The following is a 19,224-nucleotide window of genomic DNA, read 5'->3' as shown; positions in this document are numbered from 1 at the left end:
TCGGATCGCGGTGGGCGGCGGGCGCCTGGGCCGAAGACGGTCACGATTCCTCCGCCGTGAGCTCGGCCGCGCGGTGCACGGCCTTGATGATGTTCTGGTAGCCCGTGCACCGGCACAGGTTCCCGGAGATGCCCTCCAGCACCTCCTCGTCGGTCGGCGCCGGGTTCTCCCGGAGCAGGGCGGTGACCGTGCACAGGAACCCCGGGGTGCAGAACCCGCACTGCAGGCCGTGGCACTCGGCGAAGGCCCGCTGCACCGGCGACATCCGCTCGCCGTCCGCGAGCCCCTCGACGGTGGTGATCTCGTGCCCGTCCGCGGTCACCGCGAACGTCAGGCACGAGCGGACCGGCTCGCCGTCCAGCAGCACCGTGCAGCACCCGCACACCCCGTGCTCGCACCCGACGTGCGTGCCGGTCAGCCCCAGGTCGTGCCGGAGGCAGTCCGACAACAACCGCCGCCCCGGCACCGCGACCCGCCGCACCGTCCCGTTGACGGTCAGCGTGATCTCGTGGACCCGCTCAGGCATGCAGCGCCTCCCTGGCCGCGTCGCGGAGCGCCCGCTCGGCGAGGACACCGGTCAGGTGCCGCCGGTAGTCCGCGGTCGCGTGGATGTCGGTCTCCGGTTCGATCCGGTCCTGTACGGCCCGCGCCGCCCCGGCCCAGTCCGCCGAGGCGGGCGGCCGGTGCCCGCACGCGCCGACGACGTCGGCGACCAGCGGGACCGGTCCCACGCTCACGCACGCCACCCGGGCGACGCTGACGCGCAGGTCGTCGTCCAGGCCGACCAGGGCCGCGACCCCGGCCAGGGCGTAGTCGCCGTGCCTCCTGGCCACCTCGTGGAAGGCGGTGCCCGAGCGCGGGGCCAGCGCGGGGAAGAAGGCGGAGACGGCCAGTTCCCCGGGGCCGGCCGCCGACTCCAGCGGGCCGGTGAAGAACCCCGCCGCCGGGACGTCGCGCGTGCCGCCGCGCCGCGCCAGCCGTACCGAACCTCCGAGCAGGGCCAGCACCGCGGGCAGCTCCGCGGCCGGGTCGGCGTGGACCAGGCTGCCGACGACGGTGCCCCGGTTGCGGATCACCGGGTGGGCCACCAGCCGCAGCGCCTGGCCCAGCAGCGGCTGGACCTCGGCGGCCCGCGCCGAGCGCTCCACCCGGGAGTGCCGGGCCAGCGCCCCGACTCGGAGCCCGCCCGGCTCCTCCTCGACGGCGGCCAGGTCCGTCAGCCGGTTGATGTCGACCAGGTGCGCGGGCGCGGCCAGCCTCATGTTCAGCAGCGGGATCAGGCTCTGGCCGCCCGCGAGGACCTTGCCGTCCTCCCCCGTCCCGGCCAGGACGTCGAGCGCCTCACCGAGGGAGGAGGGACGGTGGTAGTCGAAGGGGGGTGGCTTCACCCGGCGGCCTCCCGACCGGGATCGACGGGCCGTTTGGGATGCGCCGTCGTCCCCCGGGGGCCGCCGTCGTCCCCCACCCCGGTGCCGCGCCGATCGGCGATCGCGCGGAGCAGGTGGTAGCCGCCCAGGACCACGATGGTGCCGAGCGCGATCCCGGAGATCCTGAAGTCCTCGGAGATCACCTGCTCGACCGGGCCGATGGCCAGGATGATGCCCGCCCCGACGGGGACCATGTTGACCGGGTCGGCGAAGTCCACCCGGTTCTCGATCCAGATCTTCGCGCCGAGCAGACCGATCATCCCGTAGAGGATGACCGTGATGCCGCCGAGCACGCCCCCCGGGGTCGCCGCGACGAGCGCGCCGAACTTGGGGCACAGGCCGAACAGGATCGCGATGACGGCCGCGATGTAGTAGGCGGCCGTCGAGTAGACCCGGGTGGCGGCCATCACGCCGATGTTCTCGGCGTAGGTGGTGGTCGGCGAGCCGCCCGCGGCGCTGGCGACCGCGGTGGCCACGCCGTCGCCGATGATCGCCCGGCCCATGTAGGGGTTGACGTCCGTCCCGGTCATCTCGCCGACGGCCTTGACGTGGCCGACGTTCTCGGCGACGAGGGCGATGACCGCCGGGAGGACCAGCAGGACGGCGGAGAACTCGAAGTCGGGCCAGTGCATGCCGGGCAGGCCGATCCAGTCGGCCTGCGCGACCGCGTCGAAGCTCACCCGGGGGTGCGTGTCGACCTTCCCCGCGGCCGCGTTGAAGGCCGTGATGTCGCCGAAGACCCGGTCGGCCAGCCAGGAGAGGACGAAACCGATGACCAGCCCGAGGAGGATGCCGATGCGGCCGATGAAGCCGCGGAACAGCACGATGATCAGGAACGTGACCGTCATCGTGATCAGCGCGATCCACTGGTCCTGGGGCCAGTAGACGTCCGCGACCACGTAGGCCAGGCCGAAGCCGATCAGCATGACGACCGCGCCCGTGACGACGGGCGGGAAGACCCTGTTGATGACCTGCACGCCCAGGACGTGCATCGCCACGCCGATCAGGGCCAGCACCAGGCCCGCGACGAGGATCGCGCCCGTGACGATCGCGTCGACCTCGGGCGTGTCGCCGCCGAAGATCGCCCTGATCGCCAGCACGCCGCCCACGAACGAGGCGCTGGTCCCGAGGTAGCTGGGGACCTTGCCCTGCACGATGAGCAGGAACAGGATCGTCGCGACCCCGGAGAACATGATCGCGACGTTCGGGTCCAGGCCCATGACCAGCGGGAAGACGAAGGTCGCCCCGAACATCGCGATGACGTGCTGCGCCCCGAACCCGACCATGCGCGGCCAGGACAGGCGTTCCTCGGGCTTGACGACCTCCCCCGGCGCGAGAGACCGGCCGTCGCCGTGTTTCGTCCAACCTGCAACCATCAAGCCCACCTTTCCCGGGCCGTCGGTCGGTGGCCGCCCCGCAGGCTCCCTCCGGCGGATCGCTTGCTGCCGTTGCGGGCACATTAGGCCCGCGAACCCGGCCCCACACCGTCATGATCTGCCAAAACTAACCCATTGACCAGGGAACGCGTTACGCACCGCCAGCAAGAGCGCCGTGTCGGCCATGAAAGATCACGGAAAGTCCCGCCGTCCGGGCCGCACCGGGCGCTTCCACGGGGGAGGAACAGGGACTCACCGGCCGGAAGGCCGCGCGCCCACACAGCGGCAGAGGGCCCCGGCCCGACCGCGTCGGTGGAGGCGGCGCCGTACGGCTCGGCCGTCTCGATGCCCGGGATCGGCGGGACGTCGGGCCGGCCGACCCCGGTGGCCACGATCACCCGCCGCGCCTCACGGGTCCGGCCGCGCTCGTCGGTCACCTGGAACAGGTCCTCCCCGGGGACGCGGGCGACGTGGCGGACCCGGGTGCCGTAGAGCACCCGCAGCCCGCAGGCGGCGGCGAAGTCGCCGAGATAGCGGACCATGTCGTCGGCGTCGGGGAAGTACCGGTCGCTGTAGCGGGTGGACAGCAGGTCCGGATCGTCCGAGAGCAGCGAGTTCCAGTCCATCCGGAGGTTCAGCTCCGGGTCCTGCCGTCCGGTGTGCTTCTTGTTGATCGAGATGAGTCTGCGGTGGCGTGAAGGTCCGGAAGAACGTGCCCGCTGCGGGGCCCGCCTCGATGATCAGATACCTCCATCCCTCATGTGGTTGAATGTTCAACCTCAGTCTTGCCGGGGGATTCTCGGGGAATTCTCAGAGCGGCGCCTCCCGGGGGGCGTTGCCGGGAGTCAGGACCCGGCGGAGCAGAAGCCGGCGGTCAGCACGTCGGTGAAGAGGCTCAGCGGCGCCCAGTCGCCGTTGACGTGGGCGGCCAGGCGGCGCTCGCCGTCCAGGGTGCCCATGGCGTAGCTCCAGGAGCCGTAGGTGGCGCCGGCGTTGCCCCAGACGCTCACCCCGCAGGGCAGTTCCTGGGTGAAGACGCCCAGGCCGTACCTGGTGCCGGGGATCCAGCCCGAGTCGTCGGTGGAGACGGTGGTGAGCATCTCGCGCAGCTGCGCGTCCGGGAGCAGGCGGCCGCCGAACAGGGCGGAGAAGAAGCGGTTGAGGTCACCGGTGGTGGAGATCATGCCGCCGGCGGCCCAGGCGAAGGACTGGTCCATCTCGGTGGTGTCGTAGACGGCCGGGTCCGGGTCCTGGGAGAACAGGGTGGAGTAGTGCACCGGGTGCGGGCCCCGGATCCCGGGGTCGGCGCCGGGCAACCAGGTGCCGGTCAGGCGCAGCGGGCGGATGACGGTCCGGTCGAGCTCCTGGGCGAAGGGGCGGCCGGTCGCCTTCTCGACGATCATGGCGGCGAGGATGTAGTTGGTGTTGGAGTACCAGAAGCGCTCACCGGGCCGGTTGACCGGCGGGTGCTTGAGAGCGATCTTCACCAGCCGCTCGGGGGTGTAGGTGTCGTAGCGGTGCTTGAACCACTCCTGACCCACGCCCAGCTTGATGAGGTCGGGGTCGTGGGTGTAGGCGAACAGGCCGCTGGTCTGGTTGAGCAGCTGCCGAATGGTGATCTTGTCGGGCTCGTAGGCCGTGCCGGTGAACAGGCCGGGCAGATGCCGCCCCAGGGTGTCGTCCAGGCTCAGCCTGCCCTCGGCGACCAGCTTGAGCACCACGGCGGCGGTGAAGGACTTGGTGGCGCTGCCGATACGGAACCGCTCGCCCCGGTGGCGCTTGCGGCCGGTCTCGGTGTCGGACACGCCTGCCGCGCCGTACCACACCTGCCGGCCGTCGCGGATCTCGGCGATCATGCCGGGCGCGAGCTTGGCGGCCACGGCCCGCTCCAGCACGCGCCGCACCTCAGGATGATCGGGGGCGGGCGACACGGAGGCGGGCAGGGCCGTGGTGACCAGGGTCGCGGCGATGAGCAGGCTCGCCTTGGCGAACATCGTCATCCGTTCCTTTCGCATCATTCGCCCGGCCGTCGAGCAGCAGGCCGAGGCCGCGGGCGAGGATCAGGACGCACATCAGGACCGCGCAGGCCGCCGGCGGGCGGCGCCGGGTCTCACGAGGAGCTCCGATTGCGTCCAACGTTTACAACACGAGAAAAGGTAACTTGCATTCATATTTTCGTCAACGCTGTAAGGCGGCATTAACCACGCAATTGCAATGAGAATGGCGATGAATGCAAGGCGATTCTTGCAATGAGATGGCGGCTAATGCAAGACTGAGCCGACCGCACAGGCGAGAAGAGGAGGACCTTCGCTGATGCCCGGAGGCAGGCTGACCCAGCAGGACCGCAGGCAGATCGCCGACGGACTGGCCGACGGGCTCACCTACACCGAGATCGCCGCCCGCCTGAACCGGCCGCTCTCCACCGTCACCCGCGAGGTGGCCCGCAACGGCGGCCCCGCCGGCTACCAGGCCGATCAGGCGCACCAGGCCACCAGGGAACGCGCCAAGCGGAGCCACCCCGCCCCGGCCGAACGCGACGCCCCCGCCGAACGCGACCCCGGCGCGGTCGATGACCTGGAAGAGCAGTTCACCGGCATCATGGTCGCCACCGGCCTGTCCCGCATGACCGCCCGCGTGCTGGCCAGCCTCTACCTCACCGACAGCGGCAGCCTCACCGCCGCCGAGCTCACCCGGCGGCTCCGGGTCAGCCCCGCCTCCGTCTCCAAGGCCATCGGCGAGCTGGAGCAGCAGGAAATGATCAGGCGCGAGCGCGACCCCCGCCGGCGTCGCGACCGCTACGTCATCGACGCCGACGCCCTGTTCCGGGCCTGGATGGCCAGCGCCCGCCAGAACACCCTGGTGGCCGACTTCGCCCGCCACGGAGCCCGGACCCTCGGTCCCGCCTCACCGGCCGGGATGCGGTTGCGCGACATCGGCGACTTCTTCGACCACGTCGGCCAGGCCATGCTGCGGGCGGCCGAGCAGTGGCGCCGGACCTACGCGACCCACGAGGGACGACGGCACGGGAACGTTCGCTGAGCACCGGATTCCCGCGCTCACCAGGGCGTCCGGCCGACCGAGGCCAGGACGCGTTCCGGGCCCCGGGCGATGTCACCGGGGGTGAGCATCGAGATCGATCCGGCCTCGGTCTGGCCGTACCCCTGGTAGACCACGGGGCCCAGCCGCCCGGGGCCGATCGGCGAGCCGGAGACCATCAGCGCCCGCAGGCTGCCGACGTCGGCCGGCTCCTCCCGGAGCAGGCCGAGCATCTGGCCCAGGCGGGGCACGGTGATGACGGGGCCGGTGATCCGGTGACGCTCGATCGCGTACGGGAACAGGGGACGGCCAGCAGGTCGGTCGCGCGGCGCGCCCCGGACTTCGCCCTCTACCCGCGCATGGCCAGGGCGACCGTCATGGACCGCCTCTTCGACGGCCGCATCGACGACCGCGAGCACGTCCTGGAGGTCTTTGAGCGGCACATCGCCGAGGTGAAGGCCACGATCCCGGCCGACCGGCTGCCGGTCTTCACCGTCCGTCAGGGCTGGGAGCCGCTGTGCGCCTTCCTCGGCCGCCCCGTCCCCGACGAGCCCTTCCCCCAGGTCAACGAGCGCGCGGCCTTCCGGCGCAAACGTCCCCGCCGGCAACTCCGCCTCATCCTCCACGGCCGCTGAACCACGGCACGGCCGTACGGGAGCGAGGTCAGACTGGAGATCAGCTCCAGTACGCCGGACGGTGGTGGGACACTCCGTCACCACCGTGAACGACGGCCGGCAGCTGGGAACCACGGATGATCGCCTCACCGAGGGGGGAACCAGGCGTCGGCTGCTTCCCGCAGCCGGTCGGAACGCCTCCCCGGGGGGAACACCGCGACGATCCGGGTCTTCGTCCCGCGATGTGCGTCGATCTCCCTTATCGTGTGGATACCCGCACAAAGGTCCGAGTCTGCCGAGATCAGGAGCACGGCATCGACGCGGTCGAGAGCGACATCCGCGACCATCGCCGTAGCGATTGCGACATCAGTCTGCTTCTCCTCATAGGTCCGCCACTCGGCCCCACAACCACGGCACCCCACCCGCTGCTCCTGAAACCTGCCGAGCACCACCTTCACATCACCGCCGCACTCAAGCGCCGCCAAGTATCCCCGCTGGCGAACCAGCGCGGCGGAATCGTGCCGGACCGGCGCCGTGAAGTAGTACAGCGTTCGGAGAATCTGATCCTCTTTGAGGAGGCGCGTGGCCAGCGCGACGAGATCGAGCCAGAGATAACGACGCCCCTTCAGTCTGCGCAGGGCGTAGTAGAGGTTGTATCCGTCGATGTCGACGCCCACCCGAGCAGGTTCGTCATTCAACTTGTCACGCACCGCCACCGCCGCCTATCATGGAGTTAATCGCGCCAGGGGCTACTCCCCCCGGCTCTACGGCCTCCTTCGGGGGGCCGTTTCTTTTTCCGCTCACCAGTTCGAGCCGAGCATGGTAAATGGAAAGCAATCACTCCATCACTACGAGTGAAAAGCGTTGGGATGGGAGACCCCGGCGGTATCGACTCCTTCGAGGAGAACGGCGGCGAGCCCTGATCCGGCACGGCCGTACGGGAGGCGATCGGCTCTCTTGCCGTCGGCCGGCACCCGGAGGCCGGCGCCCCGGGGCTTCGGTCAGCGGCCCTGAGGGGCGATGACGTGGATCTCGAAGCCGTCGCCGGTGACGACCTGGCCGGCGCGGATCTTGCAGGTCTTGCGGAGCTCGACCCGGCCGTCGACCATGACGTTCCCGTCGGCGATGAAGTGCTTGGCCTGGCCGCCGGTGTCGGTGACGGCGCAGTACTTCAGCAGGTCGCACAGCGGGATGTAGTCGGTTTCCAGCTCAAAGGTCTCGTTCACCCCCACAGCTTAGAGCCGGTCAGATGCCGCGCATGCGCAGGACGTGCAGGGCCAGCGTGAGGTTGAGCCGCAGGTGGGCGTCCTCGGTGAAGTTGCCGAGCAGGCGCTCCAGCTTGCCGATCCGGTAGCGCAGCGTGTTGTAGTGGAAGTGCAGCCGCCGGGCGGTCTCGGCGACGTTGAGGTTGGTCTCCAGCAGCACCTGCAGGGTCCGGCGCAGGTCGGCGTTCTCGGCGTCGTCGTCGGAGGCGAGCCGGCCGAGGGTCTCGCGGACGAACGCGTGCAGCTCGTCGGTGTCGCCGACCAGGGAGAGCAGCCGGTAGACGCCGAGCTGGTCGAAGTGGGCGACCGCGCCGGGGCCGTGCAGCTGGCGGCCGACCCTGCTGGCCTTCAGCGCCTGGCCGTACGCCTCGGCCAGCTCCTGCGCCCCGGTGGCGGTACGGCTCGCGCCGGTGGAGAAGGTCGCGGGCAGGCACTCGGCGAAGGCCGCGGCGGCGTCCCTGGCCAGGCGGGCGGTGTCGGCGGCGGCGTCCACGACGGCGACGACCTCGTGGGAGAAGCCCGCCACCGCGCCGCGCGGGTCGTGCCGGCGCAGCGCCGCGGCCCAGCAGGCGACCAGCCGGTCCTGGGCGGCCCGCTCGTCGCCGTCCGGGTCGAGCTCGGCCACCAGGACGGTGACGGGGCGCTCCAGATCCCAGCCGAAGGCCCTGGCCCGGGAGATGACCCGTTCGGAGCCGCCCGCCCGGCCGGTGAGCACATCGCGCAGGAAGTCGGCCCGGTACTTGCTCTCGACCGCGTTGACCGCCTCCTGCCGGGTGACCACGAGGGCCGCGACCGTGGCGGCACGTTCCAAGATGCCGACGTCGTTGTCGTCGATCGAGCCGGCGGGGCCGTAGGCGACGATCCGGCCGTGGTGGTGCCCGCCCGCGACGACGGGGACGGAGGTGCGGCGGGATTCGGGGGCTCCGCGCAGCGCGGCCAGGTACTCGGCGGGCCCGGCCGCGGCCAGGGTCTGCCCCGCGCCGTCGAGGACGGCCACGGCCACGCCGAGCAGCCCGGCCACCTCCGCGGCCACCTCCCGCAGCCCGCCCCCGGCCAGCACGACGGCCACCAGCGCCCGGTGCGCCTCCTCCACCCGGGCCAGCACTCCGGCCTGCCGGTTGAGGATGTCGGTGAGGACCTGGTTGAGGATGTCGTCGAAGCCGACGTCGTCGGGGAGCTGGATCAGCGGGAACCCCAGCCGGTCGGCCTGCTCCACCATCACGTCGGGCAGCTCGTCCAGGTAGCGGCCGAGCTTGATGGCCAGCGCGGCCAGTCCCCGCTCGTCCAGGTCGGCCACGAGCCGGTCGAGCGACTGGGGCGTGTTGCGCAGCGGGTAGCCGGTGGTGAGCAGCAGTTCGTGGGGCTTGACCCAGGCGAGGATGTCCGGGACCTCCATCACGTTGAGCCGCTGCACGATGCGGTCCAGTCCGCGCTCCCCCGCGATCAGCCGGGCTCCGGCCAGCGTCGAGACGCCGAGAACCTCGCCGACGGCGACGCCGTGCGTGATCGTTCCAGTGCTGGCCAGGCGTACGGGGGGTTCCATGAGGGGATTGTGACTGATAGAGCCGTCTGTCAGGAAGAGCCAACCTTTGGGCGAACCGTTGGCAGCTTTCTCCGTACGTCGGTGATCGCATGCCGTTCTACCGTCAGGCCATGGACGGTGAGCTCCGGTGACGGTTGGAACGCGCCCGAGGACGCAGCGGGTCCCCGCACGGGCTCCGGCGAGGACGCACGCGACCGGTGCGGCCAGCACGGCCCTGCGCCGGACGCTGGAGTCGTCCCGCCGCCCCGCGCGGGTGCTGGCGGCCTTCCCCGCCGGGGTCTACCTGGAGGTCCGCGCGGACCTCGAACCGCACGTGATCGCGGTGGTCACCGGGGAGGCCACCCGGCTGCCCAACGCGATGGTCGTCGGCGACCCGATCCCGCGGGTCTCGGTGGGGGCCGACGCCTCCGTCGGGGACGGCGTGATCGAGATCGGCTCGCTCAGCCTGCGCGCCCACCGCTGGTGGGACCCCGCCCCTCCGCTCGGCCCGGCCGATCCGGTACGGCTGGCGCAGGCGCTGCCCGTGATGACCGAGCTGTGCGACCGGTCGCCGAAACGCCCCGGGCTGGAGGGCAACGGCGCGGCCGGGCTGCTGACCGAGGGGTGCGCCGAGGCCTCACTGCTGCGCGGCATCATGGCCGCCGAGCAACTCGTCGGACTGGGCCCCGGCCTCACCCCGAGCGGTGACGACATGCTCGCCGGGCTGCTGGTGGCCCTGCGCCACCTGGGCACGGCCACCGGGACGGGCCGCGCGGTCTGGCTGGCCGACTGGCTGGCCGCCGCCGTCACCTTCGACGCCCGCGGCAGGACCACCCCCATCTCGGCGACGCTGCTGCACTGCGCGGCCCGGGGCGAGGCCAGCGGCGAGGTCCTGGCCGTCCTGCGCGGCCTGGCGGGACGGCAGTCCCTGGAACCCGCGCTGCACCGGCTGCTCCAGCTCGGCCACACCTCCGGCGCGGACCTGGCGTGGGGCCTGCGCATCGGCCTGAGCTCCGTCCTCGACCTGCGGGACGGCGGCGGCGAGCCCGGGGGCGGGGGCCGTGGGCGGGCGTGACGGGCGGGCCGCCGAACACGACGTCGCGGCCGTGACCGGCGTGACCGGTGAGCACGACGACGTCATGGCCGCGACCGGCGTGACCGGTGAGGGAGGTCCCGTGGATGTCGTTCAGATCCGGACCGGGACGTACCACGACTCGGTGAGCCTCATGCGGGTCAGCCAGGTCCTGTCCGGGCTGCCCGGGGTGAAGGCCGCGGTGGTGGCCATGGCCACCGAGCTCAACCGCGGCATCGCCGCCGAACTGGGCTTCGCGCTGCCCGGCTCCGGCCCGGCCGACCTGCTGGTCGCGCTCCGCGCGGACGACGAGGACGCCGCCGGGCGGGCCGCCGCCGAGCTCGACCGCCTCCTGGCCGGTCTCGCGGTCCGTACGGCGGGCCGGGCCGCCGCCGACCACCCGCCGCGCACCGTCCGCGCCGCCCTGCGGGAGACCGCCGGGGTCACCGGAGCCGGCGGAGTCAGCCGGGCCGACGGAACCTATCGGGAGACCGCCGGGGCCAGCGCAGCCGGCGGAGTCAGCGGGGCCGACGGAACCCGCGAGGAGGCGACCGGGACCGGCGAGGCGCTGACCGGTGACGCCGCCGGGACGGGGAGCGCGGCGCTGGCGCTGGTCTCGGTCCCGGGACCGCACGCGTTCGCCGAGGCCCTGGACGCGGTCGAGGCGGGCCTCCCTGTGATGATCTTCAGCGACAACATGCCCGTCGAGCAGGAGGTCCTGCTCAAGCGGCGGGCCGAGCAGACCGGCTCGCTGGTGATGGGCCCGGACTGCGGCACCGCCGTGGTCGGCGGGGCCGGGCTCGGCTTCGCCAACGTGCTCCGCCCCGGCCCGGTCGGGATCGTGGCCGCCTCGGGGACCGGCGCGCAGCAGGTGGCGTGCCTGCTGGACCTGGCCGGCGTGGGGGTCAGCCACATCCTGGGGGTGGGCGGGCGCGATCTTTCGGCCGAGGTGGGCGGCCTGTCCACGCTCCGGGCCCTGGACGCGCTCGACGCCGATCCCGCGACCCGGCTGATCGCCCTGGTCTCCAAGCCGCCCGCCCCGGAGGTGGCGGAGGCCGTACGGGAGGCCGTGGACAAGCTCGCCACGCCCGTGGTGACCGTCCTGCTCGGCTCCGGCGAGGACCTGACCTCCGCGGCCGAGTCCGTCCTGCGCGCGCTGGGAACCGAACCGCCCGCCTGGCCGTCGTGGCCCGCGATCCCCACCGGAGAGACCTCGCCCGGAGAAACCCGGGACACCGGAGAGGCCGCGCCCGGCGGATTCCCGGATGCCGGAGAGGCCATACCGGGCGGGATCCCGGACAGCGGAGAAGCCGTACCGGGCGGGATCCCGGACGCCGGAGAGGCCGCGTCCGGTGGGATTCTGGATGCCGGGAGCCGTCCCGGTCTCCCCTCCGGGCCGGCGTCGCTGCGGGGGATCTACTCGGGCGGCACGCTCTGCGCGGAGGCGCGGCTGGTCGCCGGGTCCGGGGAGTTCACCGACTACGGCGACGACGCCTACACCCGGGGCCGCGCCCACCCGATGATCGATCCGGCGCTCCGCCTGGAGGCCCTGGCCGCGGTCCCCCGCGGCGACGTGGCCCTGCTCGACGTGGTGCTCGGCCACGGCGCCGACCCCGATCCCGCCGCGCGGCTCGCGCCCGCGATCGCCGCCGCCGTCGCACGGGGGGTGCCCGTGGTCGTCGCCCTGGTCGGCTCCGCGGGCGACCCCCAGGGCCTGCCCGCGCAGGCGGAGGCGCTGCGCGCGGCCGGGGCGGACGTGTTCGCCTCCAACGCGCTGGCCGCCCGGCACGCGGCCCGCCTGGCGGGATTCAGGAGCGTTCGATGACGTTGCCCATGCTCTCCGGCGAGCTCCACGTGATCACCGCCGGGACGGAGGTGCTCGGCGAGGCGCTGGACGCGCAGGCCGTACCGCGTGTGACGGTGGACTGGCGGCCGCCGCTGCCCGGGACCGAGGACGACCTGGCGCGGGTGCTGGCCGACCCGCGCAGGGCCGCCGCCAACGACCGCGCGGTGGGCCGGCTGACCTCCGCGCGCCCGCAGCTGGTCGCGGTGCGGCCCGCGCACGAGGTGCTGGACCTGCCGCCGGGCACGTTCCTGCACGCCGGGCCGCCGATCACCTGGGAGCGCGCGTCGGGGCCGATGCGCGGCGCGCTGATCGGCGCGACGCTGCTGGAGGGCCTGGCCGCCGACGAGGAGGAGGCCGCCGCGCGACTGGCCGCCGGGGCCGTCCGGCTGGAGCCCTGCCACCACCACCGGACGGTGGGGCCGATGGCGGGCGTGGTCAGCCGGTCGATGTGGATGTTCGAGGTGCGCGACGCCGAGTACGGCGGCACCGCCTACTGCTCGCTCAACGAGGGGCTCGGCAAGGTGCTGCGCTACGGCGCCTACGGGCCCGAGGTGATCGGGCGGCTGCGCTGGATGGGCGAGGTGCTCGGCCCGGTGCTCCGGGCGGCCCTGGAGCTGACCGGCCCGCTGGACCTGCGCGCGCTGATCGCGCAGGCCCTGCAGATGGGCGACGAGCTGCACAACCGCAACCGGGCCGCGACCTCGCTGCTGGTGCGCGAGCTGGCCCCGGCCGTGGTGGAGGCCGCTCCGGGGCGCGCGGCCGAGGTGCTGCGCTTCGCCGGCGGCAACGACCACTTCTTCCTCAATCCGGGCATGGCCGCGTGCAAGGTGAGCGCCGACGCCGCCCGGGACGTCCCCGGCTCCACCCTGGTCGTCGCGATGGCCCGCAACGGCACCGACTTCGGCGTCCAGGTCTCCGGGCTGGGCGACCGCTGGTTCACCGGCCCGGCGGGCGTGCCGGACGGGCTCTATCTCGGCGCGTACGGCCCCGCGGACGCCAACCCCGACATCGGCGACTCGACGATCACCGAGACGGCGGGCCTGGGCGGCTTCGCGATGGCGGCGGCCCCGGCGATCGTCAGGTTCGTCGGCGGCGACGTCTCCGAGGCCGTGGCGGCCACCCGGTCGATGTACGAGATCACCCTGGCCGAGCACCCGGCCTACCAGATCCCCGGTCTCGGCTTCCGGGGCACGCCGGTCGGCGTGGACGTGACGCTGGTGGCCAGGACCGGGCTGCTGCCCACGGTGAACACCGGCATCGCCGGCCGGGTCGCGGGCACCGGGCAGGTGGGCGCCGGACTGGTCAGCCCGCCCGCCTCGGCGTTCACCGCCGCCCTGGCGGCCCTGGCGGAGGCCGTACCGGTCGCATAAATGATCGTTTACAATGGATCCCGGCGATCACGGGGAGCGAAAACAGGCCCGTGCGCCGGGCCGGATCGCGGCGGGGAGTCGGCCCACGTCGCGCCCCGTGCATCCCGCCGGTCTCACAAAGCGCATCAGACTGCGACAAAGGTAAAGACTTGCTTTCTTCGCGTCCCAGCTTCCATTACCGAACGTAAGCGCTATATCGTGTTCAACCTCACAAATTGGGCTGAACATGGGGGCGGGGTATGTCAGCGGATCGTTTGATCGGCAAGGTACCCCCTGGACCGGAGGGTGCGAACATCACCGGGACCGCACCGCAGGGCCAGGGCAGACTGGTGGGCAGGCGCTACCGCCTGATGTCGCCGGTCGGCCGGGGCGGCATGGGCATGGTCTGGCACGCGCACGACGTGCTGCTCGACCGCGACGTCGCGGTGAAGGAGCTGATCCTTCCCTACGGGCTGGACCACGCGGGCAAGCAGGTGGCGCACCGGCGCATGATGCGCGAGGCGCGCTCCGCCGCCCGCATCAGCCACCCGGGGATCGTGACCGTCCACGACGTCGTCGAGGAGGACGGGCGGCCGTGGATCGTGATGGAGCTGGTCCGCGCCTGGTCGCTGGAGCAGGCCGTACGGCAGAGCGGGCCGCTGCCGGTGGCCCAGGCCGCCGAGATCGGCATCCGGGTCCTCGACGCGCTGCGGCACGCGCACGCCGCCGGGATCCTGCACCGTGACATCAAGCCCGGAAACGTTCTGCTCACCTCCGACCGGGTGGTGCTCACCGACTTCGGCATCGCCGCCATCGAGGGCGACGTCACGATCACCCAGACCGGCCTGCTGATGGGGTCGCCCGCCTACATCCCGCCGGAGCGGCTCTCCGGCCAGCCGATCACGCAGGCCGCCGACCTGTGGTCCTTCGGCGCCACCCTGTACGCGGCGGTCGAGGGCCGCCCGCCGTACGAGGGGCCCGACGCCATGGCCGTCCTCGGCGCGATCCTGACCCAGGAGCCCGCCCGGCCGCAGCGGGCCGGGGCGCTGGCCGGCATCATCGAGGGCCTGCTCCGCAAGAACCCCGCCGACCGGATGTCCGCGGCGCAGGTGTCGGACCTGCTGGAGCAGGTGCTGCGCAGCCACGGCTCGAACACCCCGAACCGGGGGCCCACCTCCCAGGTGCCCGCGGTGATGCCGGTGCCCGGCAACTCCATGCCGATGAACCTGATGCCGCCGCTGGACCCGCCGTCCGGCCCGATGCCCTCGCGGATCATCGAGACCCCCTCCGGCCCGGTGCGGGTGCCGTACGACCCGCAGAACAGCACCTCGGGCGGTTACCCGGTGGGCTATGACGTGCTGTCCGCCCCTTCCGGAGCCCACCCCACCGACCTGCTGTCCGCCTCCGGGCCGGTCGGCGCCGTCCCGGGCGCGCCCGCCGACCCGTTCACCTCTCTCAGCAGCCCCTCCGGCGGGCACCAGCGCGGCTACGACGCGCTGCGCAGCACCTCCGCCGAGCTGGGCGGGGCCACCGGCTTCCCCGGCGCGGACCCGTTCGACTCGCTGCGCAGCGTCTCCGGCGAGTTCGCCTCCCGCAGCGGGCCCCAGCCCGCCCCGGTCCTGCCGGTCCACGCCTCCGCCGACCAGGTGCTGGACACCGGGGGGAGACGGGCCCGGCGTTCCGCGAGCTCCGCGAGCTCCACGGGCCCGGTCAGAACCGGGCCGTCCACGGAGGAGACCTCCCCGGGGCGCAGGACCGCGCGCCGCAGGACGTCCGCCGACAGCGACTGGATGCGCGACGGACGGCCGACCGCGCGCCTGATGCTGGCCACCGGGGCCGGGGCGCTGGGAGTCGTGGTCGCCGTGGCGCTGCTGCTGACGCCGGGAGAGTCCTCCGACACCGACCCCTCCAGCACGTCGCCGGCGATCTCCGCGCCCGCCGATCCGGCGTCGCCGAGCAGCCGGAGCACCGACATCCCCGAGGGGTTCGCCAAGCTGAGCGAGGGCGGCGTCTCCGCCGTGCTCCCCGAGGGCTGGACGGCGAAGGCCTCCGACGACGGCACCGTCACCTTCTCCGGGCCGAAGAACAGCGGCCGGAGCATCGTGGTCGCCGAGGCTTCCGTGGCCGATCCGGTGACCGCGCTGCGCAAGGCCGACAAGAAGGGCCTGGACGAGTACATCGAGGTCGGCGTGGCCGCGGTCTCCTACGGCTCCTGGAAGGCCGCCGACTGGGAGTACACCTTCGTCCAGGACGGGATCGTCCCGATGCACGGTCTGACCCGGTACGTGGCGGTGAGCGGTGACAACGCCTACCAGATCGCGATCGTGGTGCGGGACCTGGACTGGGAGAAGAGCTCCGGCATGATCGAGACGTTCTTCGCGACCTTCGACCCCGGGATCTGAGGCCCCGGGATCTGAGTCCTCCCCGGGACGCACTCTAGGGTCGCGTCATGAGTGATGGCAGACTTCACCCGTGACTACGATCCCCACTGATCCCGACATATCGCAAAAAGCTCCCCCGCTGGCCGCCGCCGTCCAGCGGCGGACCCTGGGGGTCCTGACCGCCGCCCAGGTCACCAGTGGGATGGGCACCGCCGTGGGGTTCACCCTCAGCTCGGTGGTGGTCACGAACCTGTCCGGCTCCAAGGCGATCGGCGGGCTCGCCGGCACCGCGACCGTGCTCGGAGCAGCCCTGTTCGCGCTGCCCACGGCCAAGGCGTCCGGCCGGGGAGGCAGGCGCACCGGGCTGAGCCTGGCCTACCTCTGCGCGATGCTCGGCTGCCTGATCTCGACGCTCGCCATCACCGTCGGGTCGTGGCCGCTGCTGCTGGCCGGGCTGGTGCTGTTCGGCAGCGGAAGCGCGGGCAACCTGGCATCGCGTTACTCGGCCACGGACCTGTCGCCTCCCGGGCACGCCGCCCGGCACCTGTCGTGGGTGGTGTGGGCCGCCACCGTCGGCTCGGTCGCCGGCCCCAACCTCGCCCAGCCCGCCGAGGACCTCGGGCGCCGGCTCGGCCTGGCCGCCTACACCGGCCCGTTCGTGCTGGCCCTGCTGGCCTTCGCCATCGCGACGGTCATCATCGTGATCGGTCTGCGTCCCGACCCTCTGGTCCTGGCCCGATCCCTCGCGACGAGGGCTGCGGAGAAGACCGGCGGGCCCGGGAAGCCCGGGAAGCTTGGTGAGCCCGCGAAGCTTGGTGAGCCCGGGGAGACCGGCGGGTCCGGCGGGTCCGGGAGGACCCTCCCAGCAGGGGAGGCCGCCGGCGTGCCGGTCGGCGCGGAGACCCCGTCCACCGCTACGGCCCCGGCCGACCCGAAAGGCCCGGTCACCGCGGAGACTTCGATCACCGCGGAGACTCCGCCCGCCGCAACCGCCCCGGCCGGCGCGACGGCCCCGGTCGTGAACCCCCGGGGCGGGGCCCTGCGCACGGCCTGGCGCTCGTTGCGGGAGTCCCCCGCCGCGATGCGGGCGCTCGTCGCGATCGCGGTCGGCCACACCGCCATGGTGTCGGTCATGTCGATGACCCCGATCCACCTCGACCAGCACGGCGCGAGCTTCTCGATCATCGGTTTGGTGATCAGTCTCCACGTCGCGGGCATGTACGTGCTGTCGCCGGTGGTGGGATGGCTCGCCGACCGGATCGGCCGGGTCCGCGTCCTGGTTCTCGGCATGGCGCTGCTGCTGGTGTCAGCCGTCCTGGCCGGCACGGCGGGCGAGCACGGCGTGGCGCAGGTGACCGCCGGCCTGACCCTGCTCGGCCTGGGCTGGTCCTGCGGCCTGGTCGCCGGCTCGGCGATGCTCACCGAGGCCGTGCCGCTGGAGCGGCGCCCCGCCGTACAGGGCCTGTCGGACCTGGTGATGAACACCTGCGGCGCGACCGGCACGGTGATCGCCGGAGTGATCGTGGAGACGCTGTCGTACGGAACGCTCGGCGCGGCCGTGGCGGTCATGGTGACGGTCACCGGCGCCTGGCTCGCCCTGGGCCGCCGCCGGACCGGGCGGTCTCACTTGGCGTCGGCGTAGCACCGCACCGCGACGGCCTCCATCGGGAAGCGCACCGGGGTCGGGCCGAACAGCAGCCGGGTCGCCTGCTCGGCGGCCCGGCCCACCGCGGCGATCACCTCGTCCGCCAGCCCGGCCGGGCAGTGCACCATCACCTCGTCGTGCTGGAAGAACACCAGGCGGGCCGGGTCGGGAAGCAGCCCGCGCAGCACCGCCATCAGCGCCAGCGCCCACTCCGCCGCGGTCGCCTGGACCACGAAGTTGCGGGTGAACCGGCCCCGGTCGCGGGCCGCCCGGCCGCCCTCCGGGCCGGAGACCAGCTCCCGCCAGCGGGCCGAGGGCGGCGGGCAGGTGCGGCCCAGCCAGGAGCGGACCAGCTTGCCCTCCTCCCCGGCGCGGGCGGCGTCCTCCACGAACCGGTAGGCGGCCGGGAAGCGCTGCCGCATCACGGCCAGGAGCTTGGGGGCGTCCCCGCTGGTCCCGCCGTACATCGCCGAGAGCATGGCGATCTTGGCGTGGTCGCGCTCGCCGCCGAACGCCTGGGCGAGCGCCTGGTAGAGGTCGATCTGCCCGGCCGCCCGGGCCAGCCCGCCGTCCCCGGCCATCGCGGCCAGCACCCGGGGTTCGAGCTGGGCGGCGTCGGCGACGACGAGCGTCCAGCCGTCGTCGGCCACGACGGCCCGGCGCATGGCCCGGTGGATCTGCAGCGCGCCGCCCCCGCTGGTGGCCCACCGGCCGGTCACGACCCCGGCCACCACGAACTCCGGCCGGAAGCGGTCGTCGCGGACCCACTGGTCGGCCCAGGCCCAGCCGTGGAAGCTGTGGAACCTGGCCAGCTCCTTGTAGGCGAGCAGCGGCGCGACACCGGGGTGCTCGATCTTCCGGAGCTCGTGGGCCCGGGCCGAGGAGACGGTCACCCCGGCGGCCTTGAACGCCTTGATGATCTGCTGCGAGGAGTCGGGGTTGAACGACGTGCCGAAGACGGCGGCGACCTGGTCGGCCAGCGCCTGGAGCTTGGCCGGGCGCAGGCCGGGCACCGGGCGCGGGCCGAGCATCTCCAGCAGCAGCGCGTCGTGCTCGGAGCGCCGCCAGGGCATGCCGTCGTGGCCCATCTCCGCGGCGATCAGCGCCCCGGCCGACTCTGCGGCGACCAGCAGCCGGAACCGGTGCGGGTCGGGCAGCGCCTCGATCCGCCGGAGCTGGTCGGCGTGGACCTCGGCGACCAGCTCCGCGTCGAGCGGGGGCGGCTCCTCGTCGAACAGCGTGGCCTGCCGCGCCTCGGGCACGTGGTGGTCGTCCGGGACCGGCAGGCCGTGCAGCCGGGCGTGGGCGGCCCGGACCGAGCGGGACTCGCCGTACCGGCCCTCGTGCGCCAGGAGCAGGCCCTCGGTCAGGACGAGGTCGTGGCAGCGCGAGAGCCGCACACCGCGGCCGAGCAGCGCGGGGTAGACCTCCCTCGTGTCGGCCCAGACCCAGCGCGGGGGCCCGTCGCCGTTCACGCGGCTCTCCGGCCCGTCCTCGCCGCCTCCGGGACCGTTCACGTCGTGCCGGGCGGCTCCCGGGCCGCCCCGCCCGGCCTCCAGCTCCCGGACGGCCGCCGCGAGATCCGGGACGGCCGCGGTCTCGCCCCCCTCGGGGCGGAGCAGGCCGCCCCCGCCGCCCCCCGGCACGACCACGACGTTCATGTGTCCAGCGTGTCACGTGCCACCGACGGT

General features: G+C 73.2%; 16 protein-coding genes and 1 pseudogene. 7 read left to right on the top strand and 10 right to left on the bottom strand.

Annotated elements, in window-relative coordinates:
• Positions 1–40 precede the first annotated feature (40 nt).
• The 5 genes and pseudogenes from Plo01_RS15575 to Plo01_RS15555 all read right to left on the bottom strand — a co-directional run bounded on the left by Plo01_RS15575 (position 41) and on the right by Plo01_RS15555 (position 4,803).
• Positions 41–526 (bottom strand): (2Fe-2S)-binding protein, encoded by a 486-nt coding sequence (locus Plo01_RS15575; protein WP_203891275.1) that lies wholly within the window; start codon positions 524–526, stop codon positions 41–43.
• Positions 519–1,388, bottom strand: coding sequence for an FAD binding domain-containing protein (locus tag Plo01_RS15570; protein ID WP_203891274.1), 870 nt, complete (start codon positions 1,386–1,388; stop codon positions 519–521). The genes Plo01_RS15575 and Plo01_RS15570 overlap by 8 nt, the downstream gene beginning before the upstream one ends.
• Positions 1,385–2,803, bottom strand: coding sequence for a uracil-xanthine permease family protein (locus Plo01_RS15565; RefSeq protein WP_203891273.1), 1,419 nt, complete (start codon positions 2,801–2,803; stop codon positions 1,385–1,387). Before Plo01_RS15565 ends, Plo01_RS15570 begins: the two co-directional genes overlap by 4 nt.
• Positions 2,804–2,886: 83 nt before the next feature.
• Positions 2,887–3,486, bottom strand: a pseudogene (locus Plo01_RS15560) (NAD(P)-binding domain-containing protein); the annotation flags it as partial.
• Between the two features lie 162 nt (positions 3,487–3,648).
• The gene (locus Plo01_RS15555) at positions 3,649–4,803 is read right to left on the bottom strand and encodes a serine hydrolase domain-containing protein (RefSeq protein WP_203891272.1); all 1,155 of its coding nucleotides are present in this window, start codon (positions 4,801–4,803) and stop codon (positions 3,649–3,651) included.
• Positions 4,804–5,116: 313 nt separating this feature from the next.
• Here Plo01_RS15555 and Plo01_RS15550 point away from each other — a divergent pair, with 313 nt between their 5' ends.
• Complete coding sequence (locus Plo01_RS15550) at positions 5,117–5,842, top strand: MarR family transcriptional regulator (protein WP_203891271.1); 726 nt, start codon at positions 5,117–5,119, stop codon at positions 5,840–5,842.
• A gap of 17 nt (positions 5,843–5,859) precedes the next feature.
• Here the strand turns inward: Plo01_RS15550 and Plo01_RS15545 are convergent, their stop codons facing one another.
• Entirely contained in the window at positions 5,860–6,090 is a 231-nt protein-coding gene (locus tag Plo01_RS15545) for a hypothetical protein (protein WP_203891270.1), read from the bottom strand.
• Between the two features lie 24 nt (positions 6,091–6,114).
• Here Plo01_RS15545 and Plo01_RS15540 point away from each other — a divergent pair, with 24 nt between their 5' ends.
• Positions 6,115–6,474, top strand: a complete 360-nt coding sequence (locus tag Plo01_RS15540) for a sulfotransferase (protein ID WP_239316378.1) — start codon at positions 6,115–6,117, stop codon at positions 6,472–6,474.
• Positions 6,475–6,599: 125 nt separating this feature from the next.
• Here the strand turns inward: Plo01_RS15540 and Plo01_RS15535 are convergent, their stop codons facing one another.
• The 3 genes from Plo01_RS15535 to Plo01_RS15525 form a co-directional block, all read right to left on the bottom strand.
• The gene (locus Plo01_RS15535; RefSeq protein WP_203891269.1) at positions 6,600–7,169 is read right to left on the bottom strand and encodes an NYN domain-containing protein; all 570 of its coding nucleotides are present in this window, start codon (positions 7,167–7,169) and stop codon (positions 6,600–6,602) included.
• A gap of 285 nt (positions 7,170–7,454) precedes the next feature.
• Positions 7,455–7,679 carry an RNA-binding S4 domain-containing protein gene (locus Plo01_RS15530; protein WP_203891268.1) on the bottom strand — a complete coding sequence of 75 codons (225 nt, stop codon included), beginning with the start codon at positions 7,677–7,679 and terminating at the stop codon, positions 7,455–7,457.
• Between the two features lie 19 nt (positions 7,680–7,698).
• Positions 7,699–9,261, bottom strand: a complete 1,563-nt coding sequence (locus Plo01_RS15525) for a PucR family transcriptional regulator (protein ID WP_203891267.1) — start codon at positions 9,259–9,261, stop codon at positions 7,699–7,701.
• 127 nt (positions 9,262–9,388) lie between these two features.
• Here Plo01_RS15525 and Plo01_RS15520 point away from each other — a divergent pair, with 127 nt between their 5' ends.
• The 5 genes from Plo01_RS15520 (at position 9,389) to Plo01_RS15500 (ending at position 17,530) form a co-directional block, all read left to right on the top strand.
• Entirely contained in the window at positions 9,389–10,315 is a 927-nt protein-coding gene (locus Plo01_RS15520) for an oxamate carbamoyltransferase subunit AllH family protein (RefSeq protein WP_203891266.1), read from the top strand.
• Positions 10,302–12,137 carry an AllF/FdrA family protein gene (locus Plo01_RS15515; RefSeq protein WP_307837380.1) on the top strand — a complete coding sequence of 612 codons (1,836 nt, stop codon included), beginning with the start codon at positions 10,302–10,304 and terminating at the stop codon, positions 12,135–12,137. Before Plo01_RS15520 ends, Plo01_RS15515 begins: the two co-directional genes overlap by 14 nt.
• Positions 12,134–13,528: a YlbE family protein gene (locus Plo01_RS15510; protein ID WP_203891265.1), complete on the top strand. Its 1,395-nt coding sequence runs from the start codon at positions 12,134–12,136 to the stop codon at positions 13,526–13,528. The genes Plo01_RS15515 and Plo01_RS15510 overlap by 4 nt, the downstream gene beginning before the upstream one ends.
• Positions 13,529–13,767: 239 nt before the next feature.
• Positions 13,768–15,909 carry a serine/threonine-protein kinase gene (locus Plo01_RS15505; RefSeq protein ID WP_203891264.1) on the top strand — a complete coding sequence of 714 codons (2,142 nt, stop codon included), beginning with the start codon at positions 13,768–13,770 and terminating at the stop codon, positions 15,907–15,909.
• Positions 15,910–15,979: 70 nt separating this feature from the next.
• Entirely contained in the window at positions 15,980–17,530 is a 1,551-nt protein-coding gene (locus tag Plo01_RS15500) for an MFS transporter (RefSeq protein ID WP_203891263.1), read from the top strand.
• Here the strand turns inward: Plo01_RS15500 and Plo01_RS15495 are convergent.
• Positions 17,512–19,194 (bottom strand): bifunctional 3'-5' exonuclease/DNA polymerase, encoded by a 1,683-nt coding sequence (locus Plo01_RS15495; protein WP_203891262.1) that lies wholly within the window; start codon positions 19,192–19,194, stop codon positions 17,512–17,514. The genes Plo01_RS15500 and Plo01_RS15495 overlap by 19 nt on opposite strands.
• Positions 19,195–19,224: the final 30 nt, after the last annotated feature.

Origin of the sequence: Planobispora longispora (assembly GCF_016863135.1) — a bacterium.
Taxonomy (GTDB): domain Bacteria; phylum Actinomycetota; class Actinomycetes; order Streptosporangiales; family Streptosporangiaceae; genus Planobispora; species Planobispora longispora.
Note: the sequence above shows the minus strand (reverse complement) of the source record. Positions and strands in the feature narration are given on the sequence as shown.